This window comes from Lacrimispora sp. (assembly GCF_036758025.1).
Lineage (GTDB): Bacteria > Bacillota > Clostridia > Lachnospirales > Lachnospiraceae > Lacrimispora.
In genome coordinates this window covers 105,915-121,005 of record NZ_DAIOXM010000012.1, presented here as the reverse complement: position 1 = coordinate 121,005, position 15,091 = coordinate 105,915, and the positions used below count along the sequence as shown (strand labels likewise).

At 44.9% G+C, this 15,091-nt stretch carries 15 protein-coding genes and 4 tRNA genes; 15 read left to right on the top strand and 4 right to left on the bottom strand.

Annotated features, from left to right (window positions below; translation table 11 throughout):
- Positions 1–20: 20 nt before the first annotated feature.
- The 3 genes from V7M78_RS11990 to V7M78_RS11980 are packed head-to-tail and all read left to right on the top strand — an operon-like array spanning position 21 to position 3,603.
- Positions 21–1,541, top strand: coding sequence for a sugar ABC transporter ATP-binding protein (locus tag V7M78_RS11990; RefSeq protein ID WP_333649776.1), 1,521 nt, complete (start codon positions 21–23; stop codon positions 1,539–1,541).
- Positions 1,534–2,589, top strand: a complete 1,056-nt coding sequence (locus tag V7M78_RS11985; protein WP_333649774.1) for an ABC transporter permease — start codon at positions 1,534–1,536, stop codon at positions 2,587–2,589. The genes V7M78_RS11990 and V7M78_RS11985 overlap by 8 nt, the downstream gene beginning before the upstream one ends.
- Positions 2,590–3,603 (top strand): ABC transporter permease subunit, encoded by a 1,014-nt coding sequence (locus V7M78_RS11980; protein WP_333649773.1) that lies wholly within the window; start codon positions 2,590–2,592, stop codon positions 3,601–3,603. It begins immediately after the preceding gene.
- A 71-nt stretch (positions 3,604–3,674) separates the two neighbouring features.
- Here V7M78_RS11980 and V7M78_RS11975 read toward each other — a convergent pair whose 3' ends face one another.
- Positions 3,675–4,088 (bottom strand): EamA family transporter, encoded by a 414-nt coding sequence (locus V7M78_RS11975; protein ID WP_333649772.1) that lies wholly within the window; start codon positions 4,086–4,088, stop codon positions 3,675–3,677.
- A 340-nt stretch (positions 4,089–4,428) separates the two neighbouring features.
- Between V7M78_RS11975 and infC the strand changes: the two genes are divergently transcribed.
- Genes infC through rplT form a run of 3 tightly spaced genes read left to right on the top strand, consistent with a single transcriptional unit; the run spans position 4,429 to position 5,533 of the window.
- Positions 4,429–4,923 (top strand): translation initiation factor IF-3, encoded by a 495-nt coding sequence (gene infC / locus V7M78_RS11970; RefSeq protein ID WP_333649771.1) that lies wholly within the window; start codon positions 4,429–4,431, stop codon positions 4,921–4,923.
- Between the two features lie 26 nt (positions 4,924–4,949).
- On the top strand, positions 4,950–5,147 hold the full coding sequence (rpmI, locus tag V7M78_RS11965; protein ID WP_158373643.1) for a 50S ribosomal protein L35: 198 nt from the start codon (positions 4,950–4,952) through the stop codon (positions 5,145–5,147).
- Positions 5,148–5,176: 29 nt separating this feature from the next.
- Entirely contained in the window at positions 5,177–5,533 is a 357-nt protein-coding gene (gene rplT / locus V7M78_RS11960) for a 50S ribosomal protein L20 (RefSeq protein WP_333649766.1), read from the top strand.
- A 135-nt stretch (positions 5,534–5,668) separates the two neighbouring features.
- Here the strand turns inward: rplT and V7M78_RS11955 are convergent, their stop codons facing one another.
- A complete protein-coding gene (locus tag V7M78_RS11955) occupies positions 5,669–6,028 on the bottom strand; it encodes a hypothetical protein (protein ID WP_333649764.1) in 360 nt (119 codons plus the stop codon).
- A 232-nt stretch (positions 6,029–6,260) separates the two neighbouring features.
- Here V7M78_RS11955 and V7M78_RS11950 point away from each other — a divergent pair, with 232 nt between their 5' ends.
- Positions 6,261–6,437 (top strand): hypothetical protein, encoded by a 177-nt coding sequence (locus V7M78_RS11950; protein ID WP_333649762.1) that lies wholly within the window; start codon positions 6,261–6,263, stop codon positions 6,435–6,437.
- Between the two features lie 52 nt (positions 6,438–6,489).
- Here V7M78_RS11950 and V7M78_RS11945 read toward each other — a convergent pair.
- A tRNA-Asn gene (locus V7M78_RS11945) sits at positions 6,490–6,562 on the bottom strand.
- A gap of 65 nt (positions 6,563–6,627) precedes the next feature.
- Positions 6,628–6,711, bottom strand: a tRNA-Leu gene (locus tag V7M78_RS11940).
- A 157-nt stretch (positions 6,712–6,868) separates the two neighbouring features.
- On the opposite strand from V7M78_RS11940, the gene V7M78_RS11935 reads away from it, so the two are divergent.
- The 8 genes from V7M78_RS11935 (at position 6,869) to V7M78_RS11900 (ending at position 15,090) form a co-directional block, all read left to right on the top strand.
- Positions 6,869–6,952: transfer RNA gene (locus V7M78_RS11935), tRNA-Leu, on the top strand.
- 50 nt (positions 6,953–7,002) lie between these two features.
- A tRNA-Leu gene (locus tag V7M78_RS11930) sits at positions 7,003–7,086 on the top strand.
- Between the two features lie 98 nt (positions 7,087–7,184).
- Entirely contained in the window at positions 7,185–8,411 is a 1,227-nt protein-coding gene (locus V7M78_RS11925) for a response regulator transcription factor (protein ID WP_333649760.1), read from the top strand.
- A gap of 95 nt (positions 8,412–8,506) precedes the next feature.
- A complete protein-coding gene (locus V7M78_RS11920) occupies positions 8,507–9,559 on the top strand; it encodes an ABC transporter substrate-binding protein (RefSeq protein WP_333649758.1) in 1,053 nt (350 codons plus the stop codon).
- A gap of 97 nt (positions 9,560–9,656) precedes the next feature.
- Positions 9,657–11,186, top strand: coding sequence for a sugar ABC transporter ATP-binding protein (locus tag V7M78_RS11915; RefSeq protein WP_333649756.1), 1,530 nt, complete (start codon positions 9,657–9,659; stop codon positions 11,184–11,186).
- Positions 11,183–12,217, top strand: a complete 1,035-nt coding sequence (locus V7M78_RS11910; RefSeq protein ID WP_333649754.1) for an ABC transporter permease — start codon at positions 11,183–11,185, stop codon at positions 12,215–12,217. The genes V7M78_RS11915 and V7M78_RS11910 overlap by 4 nt, the downstream gene beginning before the upstream one ends.
- On the top strand, positions 12,217–13,224 hold the full coding sequence (yjfF, locus tag V7M78_RS11905; RefSeq protein WP_333649752.1) for a galactofuranose ABC transporter, permease protein YjfF: 1,008 nt from the start codon (positions 12,217–12,219) through the stop codon (positions 13,222–13,224). Before V7M78_RS11910 ends, yjfF begins: the two co-directional genes overlap by 1 nt.
- A gap of 75 nt (positions 13,225–13,299) precedes the next feature.
- On the top strand, positions 13,300–15,090 hold the full coding sequence (locus V7M78_RS11900) for a cache domain-containing sensor histidine kinase (protein WP_333649750.1): 1,791 nt from the start codon (positions 13,300–13,302) through the stop codon (positions 15,088–15,090).
- Position 15,091: the final 1 nt, after the last annotated feature.

Below are 15,091 nucleotides of genomic sequence, written 5' to 3'. Positions count from 1 at the left end.
GAGGAAAGGAAGAGGTTTCAATGGCGAAGGAAATTGTATTAACCATGCGCAATATATCGAAAACATTTCCAGGCGTCCAGGCCCTGGATCATGTGGATTTTACCTTGAGAGCCGGGGAAATCCATGCTCTCATGGGGGAAAACGGAGCGGGAAAGTCTACCCTCATCAAGGTTCTTACAGGGGTGGAAGAGTTTGAAACAGGAGAAATAACAATTGCCGGAATCGAGGGCAGCATTATAAACCACTCGCCTCAGGAGGCCCAGGCACATGGGATCAGTACTGTGTACCAGGAGGTAAACCTCTGTCCCAATTTATCTGTGGCCGAGAACTTATTTATCGGGAGGGAGCCCAGACATGGGGGGCTGATCGACTGGAAGACCATGAATAAAAAGGCAAAGGAGCTTTTGGAAAGCCTGGATATCCACATCGACGTTACCAGAGCCCTGGAAAATTACTCCATTGCCTTACAGCAGATGTTTGCCATTGCAAGGGCAGTGGATATGTCGGCAAAGGTTCTGATTTTAGATGAACCCACCTCCTCTCTTGACGATAATGAGGTGGAGAAGCTGTTTAAGCTGATGAACCGATTAAAAGGGGAAGGAGTGGGCATTATATTTGTCACTCATTTTCTGGAACAGGTCTATGCGGTCTGCGACAGGATCACCGTCTTAAGAAACGGAGGTCTGGTAGGGGAATATGAAACAGAAAAGCTTCCAAGGGTACAACTGGTGGCAAAAATGATGGGAAAGGATTTCGACGATCTGTCTGCCATAAAGAAGGGCGGGGAGGCAAAAGCGAAATCCCGGGATGTGGTTATTGACGCAAAGGGTGTCGGAAGACAGGGTACTATAAAGCCTTATGACTTACAGGTGCATAAGGGAGAAGTAATCGGCCTTACGGGCCTCTTGGGCTCCGGCCGCTCGGAGCTTGCCAGAAGCTTATACGGTGCGGATAAGCCGGACAGCGGGGAGCTGAAAGTAAATGGAAAGGCGGTTTCGGTCAATACTCCCCTCGATGCCATGATGGCCGGAATGGCTTATCTTCCCGAGAACCGGAAGGAGGAGGGGATTGTGGCGGATTTGTCTGTCAGGGACAATATCATCCTGGCCCTTCAGGCAAAAAGGGGAATGTTTCGTTTAATTGGAAGAAAAGAGCAGGAAGAGCTTGCGGATAAATATATAAAGCTTTTACAGATCAAAACAGCCACCATGGAAACTCCCATCAAGAGCTTAAGCGGAGGAAACCAGCAAAAGGTTATCTTAGGCAGGTGGCTTCTCACAGACCCGGATTTTCTCATCCTGGATGAACCCACCCGGGGAATTGATGTGGGAACCAAGACAGAGATCCAAAAGCTGGTGGTAAAACTGGCCCAGGAGGGGAAGTCAGTGATGTTCATTTCTTCTGAAATAGAGGAGATGCTCCGCACCTGCAGCCGTATGGCAGTGCTCCGGGATGGGCAGAAAGTAGGAGAGCTGGGAGAGGAAGAACTGGGCCAGAACAGCATTATGAAAGCCATTGCAGGAGGTGAGAGAGATGAATAAGATACCGGTAATTATGAAGAGATTAACAGGATACCGCCTGTTTCTGCCTCTGTTCTGCCTCGTTCTTGTGCTGCTTTCAAACCTTATAAAGACTCCCACTTTTTTTGATGTGACCATAAAAAATGGTGTTTTGTATGGCTACATCATTGATGTAATCAACCGGGCCAGCGATCTGGTAATTCTGGCTGTGGGGATGACCCTGGTGGTGGCTGCGTCAGGAGGTACGGATATTTCCGTGGGAGCGGTCATGTCCGTGGCAGGAGCGGTGTGCTGCTTTATTCTGGCAGGGGGCCAGCAGACAGTCAATGAGTTTCAGAATCCTTACCTGCTGGGAGTCCTGGCAGCGGCAGGGGCCGGAATTTTATGCGGCTGTTTTAACGGATTTCTGGTGGCAAGGCTGAGGATTCAGCCTATGGTGGCCACTCTCATATTATTTACGGCAGGCAGGGGGATTGCCCAGCTCATCACAAAGGGACAGATTACCTATATCCGTGTGGAGTCCTATAAGATGCTGGGAGCCAGCATTCCGGGAATTCCAATCCCTACTCCGGTTTTTGTGGCACTGATCGTGGTGGTGCTGACTTATGTCCTGTTAAAAAAGACCACTCTGGGGCTTTATATCCAGACGGTGGGCATTAATTCCAGGGCCTCCAGGCTTATGGGAATTAAGTCTGCCAGGATTATATTCCTTTCTTATGCATTCTGTGGCTTATGTGCCGGCATATCAGGACTGGTGGCCTCTTCCAGGATTTATTCGGCGGATGCCAACAACATCGGTCTGAACCTGGAACTGGATGCCATCCTTGCGGTAGCTCTGGGAGGAAACAGCCTGGGAGGCGGTAAATTTTCCCTGCTGGGAAGCGTTATCGGCGCTTATACCATTCAGGCCTTAAGCACCACCTTATACGCTATGGGAGTTTCTCCGGACCAGATTCCTGTTTACAAGGCTGCGGTGGTGGTCATTATTGTGGCTCTCCAGTCGGCAGAGCTTAAGAGGCTGGTAAAAAAGCTTCAGGCAGGCCGTGAAGCCGGAAGGAAGGTGGCTTAGATGAAGAACAAGGGAAAAATCGACGGAAAAGTATTTCTGCTCATGATTACCATTGCCCTGTTTGCAGTGATGTACATAGCCGGAATGGTTATTTTCAGCGGGAAGGGGTTTGCAAAGCCCCAGGTATTTTTAAACCTTTTTATCTCCAATGCGGGCCTGATCGTCATTGCGGCAGGCATGACCATGGTTATGATCACCGGGGGAATTGATATTTCCGTCGGTTCGGTGGTAGCACTGACCTGTATGATGATGGCCTGGATGATGGAAATAAAGGGAATAGGAGCTGTTCCAGCCCTTCTGGCAGTTCTGGTCATGGGCCTTGTTTTTGGTCTGGCACAAGGGTTTTTCATCGCATATTTAAAGATACAGCCCTTTATCGTGACCCTGGCGGGGATGTTTTTTGCAAGAGGCATGACGGCCATCATCAGCCAGGAAATGATAAGTGTGAAAAATGAGCTGTTTTTGAAGTGGGCAAAAAGCAAGATCAATTTAACCTTTCTGGGGGGCACTGTCAATAAAAAGGGTGTGGTTAACTATCCCTTTATTTATCCCAGCGTAATAATCGCCCTGGCAGTGCTGGTACTGGTGTTTGTGCTGTTAAAATATACAAAATTCGGGCGGGCCGTTTATGCAGTAGGCGGAAATGAACAGTCAGCTCTGATGATGGGACTTAACGTGAGGAAAACAAAGCTTCTGGTGTATGTTATGAACGGTTTTTTATGTGCCCTGGGCGGTTTTCTGTTTGCCTTAAATACCTGTGCCGGGTTTGTAGAGCAGGCCAAAGGATTTGAAATGGAGGCCATTGCCTCTGCGGTCATTGGCGGAACTCTTTTGACCGGCGGTGTGGGAAATGTGTTTGGAAGCCTGTTTGGGGTTTTGATAAAGGGGACGATTGAAACCTTTATCACTTTTCAGGGAACGCTATCCTCCTGGTGGACTAAGATTACCATTGCGGCACTGCTGGCTTTCTTTATTATTTTGCAAAGTTTGTTTGCAAAAGCAAAGGAGAAGTAGAACCGGATAAAGATAAGAAAAAGCAAAATGCGCCAGGGACTGTTCCTGACGCATTTTGCTTTTTGCCCCGCTTATAAGATCATGACGAAGGTTCCTGCTGTAATCAGAAGAATCCCAATGAGCTTTTTTATGGTGATCTGCTCATGGAGAATCAAAAAGGCCAGAAGAACCGTCAGGACAATGCTCAGCTTATCCACAGGGGCTACCTTTGAAGCTTCTCCCATCTGGAGTGCTTTGTAATAACAGATCCAGGATGCTCCGGTGGCAATGCCGGACAGAATGAGAAACATCCAGCTTTTTTTGCTAATTTCAGAAATTCCGCTTTGGGCTCCTGTGAGAAAGACGATCAGCCAGGCCATCAGCACCACAACAATTGTCCGGATTGCCGTAGCCAGATTGGAATTAACTCCTTCGATACCCATTTTAGCCAAAATAGAAGTGAATGCGGCAAAAATGGAGGAAAGAAGAGCGAAAAAGAACCACATAAGCATGCCTCCTGAAAAATGTATTTGACTGCATGGTTTTATTGTAGCTTTGTTTTGGGAAAGCTGCAATATAATTTTTAAAGAAAATTGGTTGACAGATGAAAAGATATGTAGTATCATAATTAGAGTTGTGAGAACAACAGACAGGAAAGTAGGTATCCGCCTCACCACGGCACGAGTAAGTGACCCTGGTTCATAGCCTTTGGTACATAGGTGTACTGTGTAGAGACTTTGGTGGTGGATAGCGTTTGTCTATCTACTTTTTTTATGCCTTCGGGCAACATGTGGATTCCAGCCAACACACACTATATGATGGAGGTGCACGACAATTAGCGATTTAATGATTAATGAACAGATCAGAGACAAGGAAATTCTGTTGATTGGTGAAAACGGTGAAAAATTAGGGATTATGGCTACTAAGGATGCTTTGCAGATGGCAAAGGAAGCAGAATTGGACCTGGTAAAGATTGCCCCTACCGCAAAGCCGCCGGTTTGTAAGATTATCGATTACGGTAAATACCGCTATGAATTGGCAAGAAAAGAAAAAGAAGCTAAAAAGAAACAGAAGGTAATCGAAATAAAAGAAGTTCGCTTATCTCCGAACATTGATAGCAACGATTTAAACACAAAGATGAGCGCCGCAAGGAAGTTCCTCGAAAAGGGAGATAAAGTAAAGGTAACCTTACGTTTCAGAGGTCGTGAGATGGCGCATATGTCAAAGTCAAGATATATTCTGGATGATTTTGCTGAGAAATTATCAGATATTGCAACCATTGACAAGCCATCCAAGGTAGAAGGAAGAAGCATGGTTATGTTTTTAAATGCAAAACGCTGACGAACATTATCAAGGAGGAAAATACAATGCCTAAATTAAAAACAAGCAAAGCAGCTGCAAAACGCTTCAAAGTTACAGGAACAGGAAAGCTTGTAAGAAATAAAGCTTACAAATCTCACATCTTAACTAAGAAATCCGCTAAGAGAAAAAGAAACCTTAGAAAAGATATTGTTACTGATGCAACCAACGCAAAAGTAATGAAGAAGATTTTACCATATTTATAATTTCTTAGATTAAGAAGGAGGAAAAACCGATGGCAAGAATTAAAGGCGGTATGAACGCTAGAAAAAAACATAACAGAGTGTTAAAGATGGCTAAAGGCTACAGAGGCGCTCGTTCTAAACAGTATAGAATTGCAAAGCAGTCCGTAATGAGAGCATTAACAAGCTCCTATGCAGGCAGAAAAGAAAGAAAGAGACAGTTCAGACAGTTATGGATTGCCCGTATCAACGCAGCAGCCCGTATCAATGGATTATCTTACAGCGTATTTATGCACGGCTTAAAGCTGGCAGGCGTTGACTTAAACAGAAAAGTCCTGGCTGACATGGCAGTTAATGATGCAGCAGGCTTTGCTAAGTTGGCAGAAGTAGCTAAGAGCAAAGTAGCTTAAGAGAATATATGAACCCCGGAAACTTCGTGTTTGCGGGGTTTTTTGATGCACTTTTATATTCTAAAATAAAAGAGGTTCCCCTCTGACAGTAAATCAGCCTAGAAACCTCAAATATCATAAAAGGCAGTAAGTTTATTAATCTCTAAATGCTATTGAATAATAAAGGATTATCTGTTTATTACCACAAGGGCATGTACAGCCTAAAAAGACTGTATTCTCTTCGTTGAAACAAAAGCCGAAAAGTTGTCCAAAAAAATTGACTAAAAACAAGAAAAAATTTAATTCCAGCTCTAATTCGGCTGAGCTGCAATAAGTGAAGACTTGAGCATACAAAAATTTACAAGGTCTTGTATAACTGTCACCATATCTAGGAATATCCCAATCAATTTTATATCTTCTTCTCAGTATTTCTATTTTTTCGTCATCCGTTCTTCCTTCTATAGATCTTAATAGTTCGTCTTTTAAGTCTTCTAATGCTTTTCCCTGTATTTTCATAGCAATATTGCGCCCCTTAAATATTTATATGTAATATAATAATATTCGATATAATTCTTTTTGACACAAGCCCTGATTCGTGGCATTTGTATTAGGGGGTTAGTGCATGGATGTGAGGGCACGAAGTTTTTTTGATATTCACACCTCGTCTATGCGTCCCATATCATATAATATAATCCATAGAAGAAAGGTGCTGAGTATATGAGTTGTTGGGGAGGCAGAAATAACTGCTGTGGCAATAACAATTGCAATAATAGCTGTAACAATAGCTGTAATAACAGTTGTAGAGATAAAGAAAAAGAGTGGGAAGAAGCAAGGAACAGAGCTTACTGGGCCGGTTATAAAGATGGATGTAAAAATAACTGCTGCCGTTGGCTTAACGAAGATGACAATTGCCGCTGATCATTAATACTGAAATAAAAAAAGTGCAGATGTTTATCTGCACTTTTTAAGTGGAAAAACTCCCCGAGTAGGACTTGAACCTACGACCCAACGGTTAACAGCCGTTTGCTCTACCGACTGAGCTATCGAGGAATACATGATATATTATACTCAGAAAAAAGAATCTGTCAATAGGAAAAATAGGGAAATAAAAAAAGTGCGGGAGATGGGACTTGAACCCACACGTCTATACAGACACAAGATCCTTAGTCTTGCCTGTCTGCCAATTCCAGCACTCCCGCACAACGATAGTAATTTTACCACTCCCGAAAGAAATTGTCAATATTTTTTGAAAAATATATACAAAAAAATAATTTCGAAAATATGGAAAAATGTTGTTGACATATGGGGGCCTGTATAATATAATAACTATTGTTGCTGCGGAAGCGGTAACAAAATGCAGAAGTGGCGGAATTGGCAGACGCGCACGGTTCAGGTCCGTGTGGTAGCAATACCTTGAGGGTTCGACTCCCTTCTTCTGCATGAAACCTTACAGAAAGTCATGGCTGTTTGGTTTGACATTTAAATGACATGCGGGAGTGCTGGAATTGGCAGACAGGCAAGACTAAGGATCTTGTGGTTGTATGATCGTGTGGGTTCAAGTCCCATCTCCCGCATTATTATTTTTATAGAAAGAGGCCGATTGCTGAAATCGGCCTTTTTTATTTTTATAATAAAATACAGGAATCAAACAAAATTTCAAGAGGGGGTACCTATGGGATATAAAGTACTGGTAGCGGACGATGAGTATATCATCCGCCGGGGGATTATCAGTTTTTTAAAACAATACGGGGATTTTGAGCTGGCGGCAGAGGCTGAGGATGGGGAAATGGCCCTTGAGCTGGCAAAGAGCATTTCTCCGGATGTTTACTTTGTTGATATCAACATGCCGTTTTTAAATGGTCTGCAATTTATAAAGAAATTAAAGGAAACCAATCCCAGGGCAGTGGTGATCATCATCACCGGATATGACAGGTTTGACTATGCCAGAGAAGCTCTGAAGCTGGGGGTTTTTGAGTATCTTCTCAAGCCATTGATGGAAGGTCCCTTTGATGAGATGATGAAACGGGTCAGGGAAAGGCTGCAGAAGGAGGAAAGCGACGACAAGTATCTGGATTGGGCGAGAAGCATGCTGGCGCAGAACCGCACCTATCTTGCCTCCAACTTTTTGCAGAAGGCTTTGGAAGGGCACTATACCAGGGAAGAGATCAGGGAGCGTTCCCAGTACTTAAACTTAATGCTTCCGGAACCTTTTACAATCACAGTTGTTTCTCTGGAATATTTGAAAACGGAAGACGTAAAAAGCACCTGGAATGAAGATTTGCTCTTTTTTGTTGCTGAGAATATTGCAAATGAAATGTTCCTCGGCCTTGAAAACCCCTGCAGTTGTCAGGACAGGCATGGAAATCTGGTGGTTATCTCGAAAACTGCGGCTTTAGAAACTGCAGAAGAGCAGGTAGGGACCTATTGTAATATGCTGGAGTCTCATTTGCCGGTGCGCAGCCTTGTCATGCAGGTAAACGGAGATGATTATGGAACTATGGCTGAGACCTATGAAACAGCTGTCAGCCGTTTAAAGGAGCTGGAGACCGGTTCTTCTGTAATTAAAGATGTAAAGCTCTATATTGAGGACAACTATTCCCGGGAGGACTTTTCCTTCCAGGATGCGGCAGGCCATGTGAATCTGTCTGTTCCCCATTTAAGCCGGATGTTCCGCAAAGAGATGGGAGTCACCTTCATTGATTATCTGACCAGCGTCAGAATCCGCAAAGCCATTGAGCTTTTGCACAACAACGAATTGAAGATTTACGAAATTGCGGAGCTGACCGGGTATGCAAACCAGCATTATTTCAGCAACGTGTTTAAAAAGAACTTAGGGGTAAGCCCTGCGGAATACCGCAGATTTATAAAAAATGACAGCCAGCCAACCCCCATGCAATGATTTTATACCTTTTACTCAAATTATTGCAAAGACTTTTACTCCTCCTTCCTGCATAATAAATGCAGAGTTGAAAGAAAAAAAGGAGGATCATGTAAATGAAAAAAAGATTTTTAAGCGTATTGCTTTGCGCTTCCATGGCAGCGGTTTCCTTAGCAGCCTGCGGCGGAGCCAGCACATCAGCGACCACAGCAGCTCCCCAGACTACGGCGGCCCAGAGCGAAACCACAGCAAAGGCAGAGGAAACCACTGCCAAAGCTGAAGACAAAGCAGGGGAAAAACTGGTAGTGGGCTTTGCCCAGATCGGTCAGGAATCCGGATGGCGTGATGCGGAAACCCTTTCTATTCAGACCTATGCATCTGAAAATGCAGATAAGGTAGAGCTTCTTTTTGCCGATGCACAGCAGAAGCAGGAAAACCAGATCAAGGCAATCAAGAACTTCATTGAGCAGGGCGTGGATGTAATCGGTCTTGCACCGGTTGTAGAAACCGGATGGGATCAGGTATTTGCAGAGGCTCAGGAAGCTGGAATTCCAATCATTCTTCTGGATCGCCGTGCAGATGTAAGCGAAGACTTATACGCAACCTTCATCGGTTCCGACTTCATTGAAGAAGGAAAGATGGCAGCTCAGGAAATGGCAAAACTGATCGGAGAAGAAGGCAAGATCGTTGAACTGGAAGGAACTGTAGGTGCTTCTGCAGCAACTGACCGTAAGACCGGATTTGATGATGAAATCAAAGCGAGCTATCCTAAGATTGAAATCGTAGCTTCCCAGACCGGTGATTTCACCAGAGCTTTGGGAAAAGAGGTTATGGAGTCCTTCTTAAAGTCCAATAAGGATATCAAGGGTGTTTATGCACATAACGACGACATGGCTCTTGGAGCAATCGAAGCAATCAAAGAAGCTGGATTAAAGCCAGGTGAAGACATTAAGATCGTTTCCATCGACGGTGTACGCGCAATCTTTGAAGCAATGGCAGCCGGAGAGGCTAACTGTACCGTAGAGTGCAATCCTCTGCTTGGACCGCTTTTATTTGAAACGGCAGCAAAGCTGAAAGCAGGCGAGTCTGTTGAGAAATGGGTAAAATCGGTAGATGGCGTATTTACTGCTGATATGGCAGCTGAAGCGCTTCCAAACCGTAAATATTAAACCGCGGGGCTGCTGCAAAAGTATATCATTATTTTTGCAGCAGCCTTTTTCTATCAGAGGATATGCCCTCTTAATTTGAAAGCGAGGAGGAAACATCATGAGTGCTGGGAACCAGTTGCTAACTGCTAGAAATATATCCAAGTCCTTTGGAAAAGCGGTGATTGCTTTATCTGACGTGCAGTTTGATTTGAACCGGGGAGAAATCCATGCCCTGTTAGGGGAAAATGGTGCAGGAAAGTCAACTCTCATTAAGGTGCTGACAGGAGTCGAAGCCAAGGATCAGGGAGTCATTGAGCTGGAGGGAAAACAGATCAATCCCAGATCCACACAGGAAGCGCAGAATCAAGGAATTTCAACAGTATATCAGGAGGTGAATCTCTGTCCCAACCTTTCCGTGGCGGAAAATATTTATATTGGACGGGAACCGAGAAACCGGTTTGGAACTATTAATTGGAAAAAAATCAATGCCGATGCCAGTGAACTGCTGGAAAAATTTGATTTACATATAAACGTTACAAAAAATCTGGATCATTATTCTGTGGCAATCCAGCAGATGGTAGCGATTGCAAGAGCCAGTGATATTGATGCAAAGGTTCTGATCTTGGATGAACCCACCAGCAGTCTTTCTGCCGCCGAGGTTGAAAAGCTGTTCCAGATCATGAGAAAGCTTCGTGAGGAAGGCATGGGGATTATTTTTGTTACACATTTTCTGGATCAGGTTTATGAGGTCACCGACCGGATCACCGTACTCCGGAACGGAAAATATGTGGGAACCTATCTGACAAAAGAGCTGCCCAGAGTGGAGCTGGTGGGAAAAATGATCGGCAAGGATTACGCCGGGCTTAAGGAAACCATGGGCATAAAGCAGAACGGGGAAGAAGAGGAACAGGAGCAGGAAGCTTTTATTGAACTGGTCAATGTCAGCAGTCCCGGTACGGTTAAAGGATTCGGGCTTAAAGTGAAAAAGGGCGAAGTTCTGGGCCTTTCCGGGCTTTTAGGTTCCGGGCGGTCAGAGACGGCCAAGGTTTTATTTGGAATAGATCCCATCAGTGAAGGGGAAGTAAAGGTAAAAAGTGAGGCGGCTCACCTCCATTCTCCTTTGGATGCAATCCGAAGCGGTATCGCTTTCTGCCCGGAGAACCGGAAGACAGAGGGCATTATCGGCGAGCTTTCCATCTGGGAGAATATCATACTTGCCCTTCAGGTGAAAAAGGGAGTGTTCCATAAGATTTCCAGGAAAGAGGCGGAGGAGCTGGCAGAGGAATATATTGAAAAGCTTCAGATCAAAACCCCGGGAACAGAGCAGTTAATTAAGAATTTAAGCGGCGGAAACCAGCAGAAGGTAATTCTCGCCAGGTGGCTTGCTACGGAGCCGGAGTTTTTGATGCTTGACGAACCCACCAGGGGAATTGATATCGGAACCAAGGCAGAGATTCAGAAAATTGTCATGGAGCTTGCGGGAAGAGGGATGGCAGTGCTCTTTATTTCCTCAGAAATTGACGAAATGCTCCGCTGCTGTACCAGGATGATTGTGCTCCGGGATATGAAGCAGGTGGGAGAGTTAAACGGGAAAGAAATTTCGGAAGAAGCAATTATGCGGATTATGGCGGGAGGTGAAGCATCATGAGAGAAAACTGGAACCGTTTATCAGGAAAACAGTATTTCCGCCCCCTGGTCATTTTTATCATGATCCTGCTTTTTAACGGCATTGTCAGCAAGGGGGATTTTTTCGCCCTTTCCATTGTGGATGGGCATTTATACGGACGTATTATTGATATTATAAGAAATGGAAGCAAGCTCATGATACTGGCTGGAGGCATGACCATGATACTGGCAACAGGCGGAACCGATATTTCCGTTGGCTCTGTTATGGCCATCAGCGGAGCCATTGCCTGCAGTATCGTAAATGGGAATATTTTCCCATCATTAAACGGAAATGTTGGGGCAGCAATTATGATCGCCATTCTCGCAGGTGTTATCAGCGGTATCTGGAATGGACTTTTAGTTGCAAAGGTTAAGATTCAGCCCATTGTGGCTACCATGATTTTAATGGTGGCGGGAAGGGGTATTGCCCAGTTGATCACCAAGGGGAAGATCGTTACAATTACCTCGGAGGCTTATTATTTTATCAATGGCGGTTATGTGTTGGGATTGCCCTTCCCCCTGTTTCTGGTGATCACTCTGGTGGGACTTTTAGTATTATTTACAGGAGGAACGGCCTTTGGCCTGTTTTTGGAATCCGTAGGCTGCAATCCCACTGCCTCTAAGTATGTTGGCATTAAGGTGGACCGGATGCTTTTGGCAATCTATACTCTTTCCGGAGCCTTTGCTGCTGTAGCAGGTTTGATTGAAAGTGCAGGAATCAAAGGAGCAGACTGCAACAATGCAGGACTTGGAATTGAAATGGATGCCATTCTTGCCGTAGCAATCGGCGGAACCAACTTAATGGGCGGGCGTTTTTCCATTCCGGCCAGTGTTATTGGGGCGCTGATTGTGCAGAGCATTACCACAACCGTATTGGCCCTGGGCGTTCCGGCGGCCTATATCCGTGTGTTAAAGGCGCTGCTGATCATCATTATCTGCCTGTCCCAGTCAAAGCAGTTTAAGGACCTGATCATTAAACGCAGAATGGTAAACAGAAAGGTGGTTGATAACTGATGAAGCAGACGGGAAAAAGATTTCAAATTAATAATATTTCACTGGTTATCACGGTTGTGCTGTTTGTCCTGATGTTTATGTTTGGTTCTGTAAAGTACAAAAACTTTTTATCTCTATCAACCTTTTTAAACCTCTTTAATGACAACGCATACTTAATGATCGCAGCAATTGGAGCCACCTTTGTGCTCATAAGCGGAGGGATTGATATTTCCATCGCATCTACCATCGCCTTTACCGGTGTCAGCACCGCTTTCCTGCTGGAACGGGGTGTTCCGGCAGTTCTGGTCATTGTTCTGATGCTTGCTGTGGGAATAATCGTAGGTTGTACCCAGGGGGCCTTGATTCATTATTTTAAGCTTCAGCCCTTTATCGTGACTTTGGCAGGCCAGTTTTTGATGCGGGGGCTCTGCGTTGTAATCAGTGAACGTTCCATTCCCATCAGTGACCCGTTTTTTAAGACCATGGCTCTTGGAAAGGTGGCGGTTCGCCTGGGAGAAGCAAAAGCATTGAATGGGAAAATTTATTATTACGTATTTATCCTTGTAATTGTTTTTGCAGTTGCAGTTTATACGCTGAGATATACCAAGTTTGGAAGGTGTTTGTATGCCCTGGGAGGCGGTGAGACGTCTGCAAGTCTTATGGGATTGAATGTTGCCAAAACGAAAATTGCGGCATATGGGATCAGCGGATTCTGCGCTGCTCTGGGAGGAATTGTGTTCAGTTTTTACACTCTGGCAGGCTTCGGCCTTCAAAATATGGGCCTGGAGCTGGATGCACTTTCTTCGGCGGTTATCGGCGGAACTCTGCTTACGGGAGGTGTAGGCACTGTGGCAGGCACGGTTGTAGGCGTCATGATAGAAGGAATTATCCAGACAATTGTTACTTACCAGAATTTAAATACCTGGTGGACCAAGGTTACCATTGCGGCCCTTCTCTGTTTCTTTATTGTCATTCAGAGAATCATCGCAATCCGTGCGGAAAAATCAAAGGGGAAGAGCGGCCAATAAAGCGGTTGCAGGAAGTGATTAACTTGGGTATACTGGATGGGCAGGATATATGATATGAAAACAGGAGTGAGAGCAATGAAATATTGGAAGACACGGTTCATGAATATGAAAATTCGTGATAAAATGATTAATTCTCATATTTTAATTGCGCTCATTCCTTTTTTCTTTGTAGGAATTTTGGGGGTTATCAGCTCAACCAGGGAGGCGGAGCGGAATGTGACACAGCATACGTCCCTGCTGGTGGGACAGGTGCAGCATACGACGGATATTTATATAAGCAGTATTGAAAAGACTGCCAATATGCTCATCCAGATCATTGAGCCCATGCACCTTGGAAGAATTCCTTCTGCGGAAGATATACGCTGGAATGAATATGAAGCAGCTTTAAAAGACAGCTTTGAGACAGTGGCCGAAACCCACGATGAAATTGCAGGCATTTTTTTTGCTACGGAGCATGATATGTATGTGGGAACCGGAATGTCCAGAATCTCCAGGGACCCCTTTGTCAAAGAGATCTGGTATGAAAAAGCGGCGGCATTTCCCGGTGAAATGCAGATCATGAGCAATGTTGCCGGAAGAAATATTGTTACGGAAGCCGCCTATAGTATTGACGATGTATTTTCCGTGATGAAAGCGGTCGCTGACCCGGATACAGGAGAGAGAATCGGCGTGCTGCTGTTTGATGTGAAGCATGAAATTATTTCTTCCGCCATCCAGGATGCCAATATCGGTGAAAATGGTTTCGTATTTGTTCTGGATGAACAGAATCACTTAGTCTATGCGCCGACCAATAAAATTGTCTACCGCATCCGGCCTGAATGGCTTTGGAATGAAGAAGAGCCTGTAACCGCAGTGATCAATGGTGAAAAGTATCAGATCAGCTATCAGAAATCCGCCTACACGGGCTGGAAAACTGTCAGCGTTTCATCTTACAGAGAAATCATGGGCGGAATCAATACCATGCTTTTCATGTTTGGCTGGGTTCTGGTTTTGACCATTCTCACTGTATTTATTGTGGCGGTAAAGATTTCGGAGACAGTGACAAAGCCTATTGTCAGACTGCGAAACCTGATGAAAGAGACAGAAAAAGGTGACTTATCCGTCCGGTTTGAAGGAAATTATCTGGATGAGGTCAGCGAGCTTGGCCGCCGGTTCAACCAGATGCTGGAGAGGATACAGGAGCTGATGGAAGAGGTGTATAAAGAACAGGAGAACAAGCGGAAGGCGCAGCTTAAGGCAGTTCAGGAGCAGTTTAAACCTCATTTCTTATACAATACCCTGGATACCATCGGCTGGATGGCGAGAGAGCATTCTGCTTATGATATCGTTCATATCGTGGATGCCCTCACCAATGTTTTCCGCATCAGTTTGAGCAAGGGAAAAGATTATATTACCATTGAAGAGGAAATCTGTTACATTTCCAATTATCTGTACATACAAAAAATCCGTTACGGCCCCAAAGTGCAGTACGAAATTCAGGTGGAGGAAGAGTGCAAGAAGGTGATTCTGCCTAAAATGATCCTTCAGCCACTGGTGGAAAATTCCATTTACCACGGAGTAAAGATGAAGAGCGGGGACGGGCATTTAAAGGTCACGGGAAGGGCGGAAGATGACTGGATAAGCCTGGAGGTCTGGGATGACGGAAAGGGAATGGAAGAAGAAAAGGTCTGGGAGCTGTCCAGATTGTTGAATGAGCCGGGAGAAGCCGGGAAAAACAGAAGCTTTGGTTTGTTTTATATTAAGGAACGGCTGCGCATCCGGTATGGAGAGCAGTTCCAGGTGCTGGTGGAAAGCAAAGAGGAGCAGGGAACCCGTATTATGATACGGATTCCGAAAGAAATTCAGGGTAATATTGAAAAAGGGTAAA

Excerpts from the sequence above, each read along its gene's own strand:
- V7M78_RS11975 (WP_333649772.1), bottom strand. The coding sequence starts at position 4,088 with ATGTGGTTCTTTTTCGCTCTTCTTTCCTCCATTTTTGCCGCATTCACT.
- yjfF (WP_333649752.1), top strand. The coding sequence starts at position 12,217 with ATGAAGCAGACGGGAAAAAGATTTCAAATTAATAATATTTCACTGGTT.
- rpmI (WP_158373643.1), top strand. The coding sequence starts at position 4,950 with ATGCCTAAATTAAAAACAAGCAAAGCAGCTGCAAAACGCTTCAAAGTT.
- V7M78_RS11920 (WP_333649758.1), top strand. The coding sequence starts at position 8,507 with ATGAAAAAAAGATTTTTAAGCGTATTGCTTTGCGCTTCCATGGCAGCG.
- rplT (WP_333649766.1), top strand. The coding sequence starts at position 5,177 with ATGGCAAGAATTAAAGGCGGTATGAACGCTAGAAAAAAACATAACAGA.
- V7M78_RS11955 (WP_333649764.1), bottom strand. The coding sequence starts at position 6,028 with ATGAAAATACAGGGAAAAGCATTAGAAGACTTAAAAGACGAACTATTA.
- V7M78_RS11990 (WP_333649776.1), top strand. The coding sequence starts at position 21 with ATGGCGAAGGAAATTGTATTAACCATGCGCAATATATCGAAAACATTT.
- V7M78_RS11915 (WP_333649756.1), top strand. The coding sequence starts at position 9,657 with ATGAGTGCTGGGAACCAGTTGCTAACTGCTAGAAATATATCCAAGTCC.
- V7M78_RS11925 (WP_333649760.1), top strand. The coding sequence starts at position 7,185 with ATGGGATATAAAGTACTGGTAGCGGACGATGAGTATATCATCCGCCGG.
- V7M78_RS11910 (WP_333649754.1), top strand. The coding sequence starts at position 11,183 with ATGAGAGAAAACTGGAACCGTTTATCAGGAAAACAGTATTTCCGCCCC.
- V7M78_RS11985 (WP_333649774.1), top strand. The coding sequence starts at position 1,534 with ATGAATAAGATACCGGTAATTATGAAGAGATTAACAGGATACCGCCTG.
- V7M78_RS11980 (WP_333649773.1), top strand. The coding sequence starts at position 2,590 with ATGAAGAACAAGGGAAAAATCGACGGAAAAGTATTTCTGCTCATGATT.
- infC (WP_333649771.1), top strand. The coding sequence starts at position 4,429 with ATGATTAATGAACAGATCAGAGACAAGGAAATTCTGTTGATTGGTGAA.
- V7M78_RS11900 (WP_333649750.1), top strand. The coding sequence starts at position 13,300 with ATGAAATATTGGAAGACACGGTTCATGAATATGAAAATTCGTGATAAA.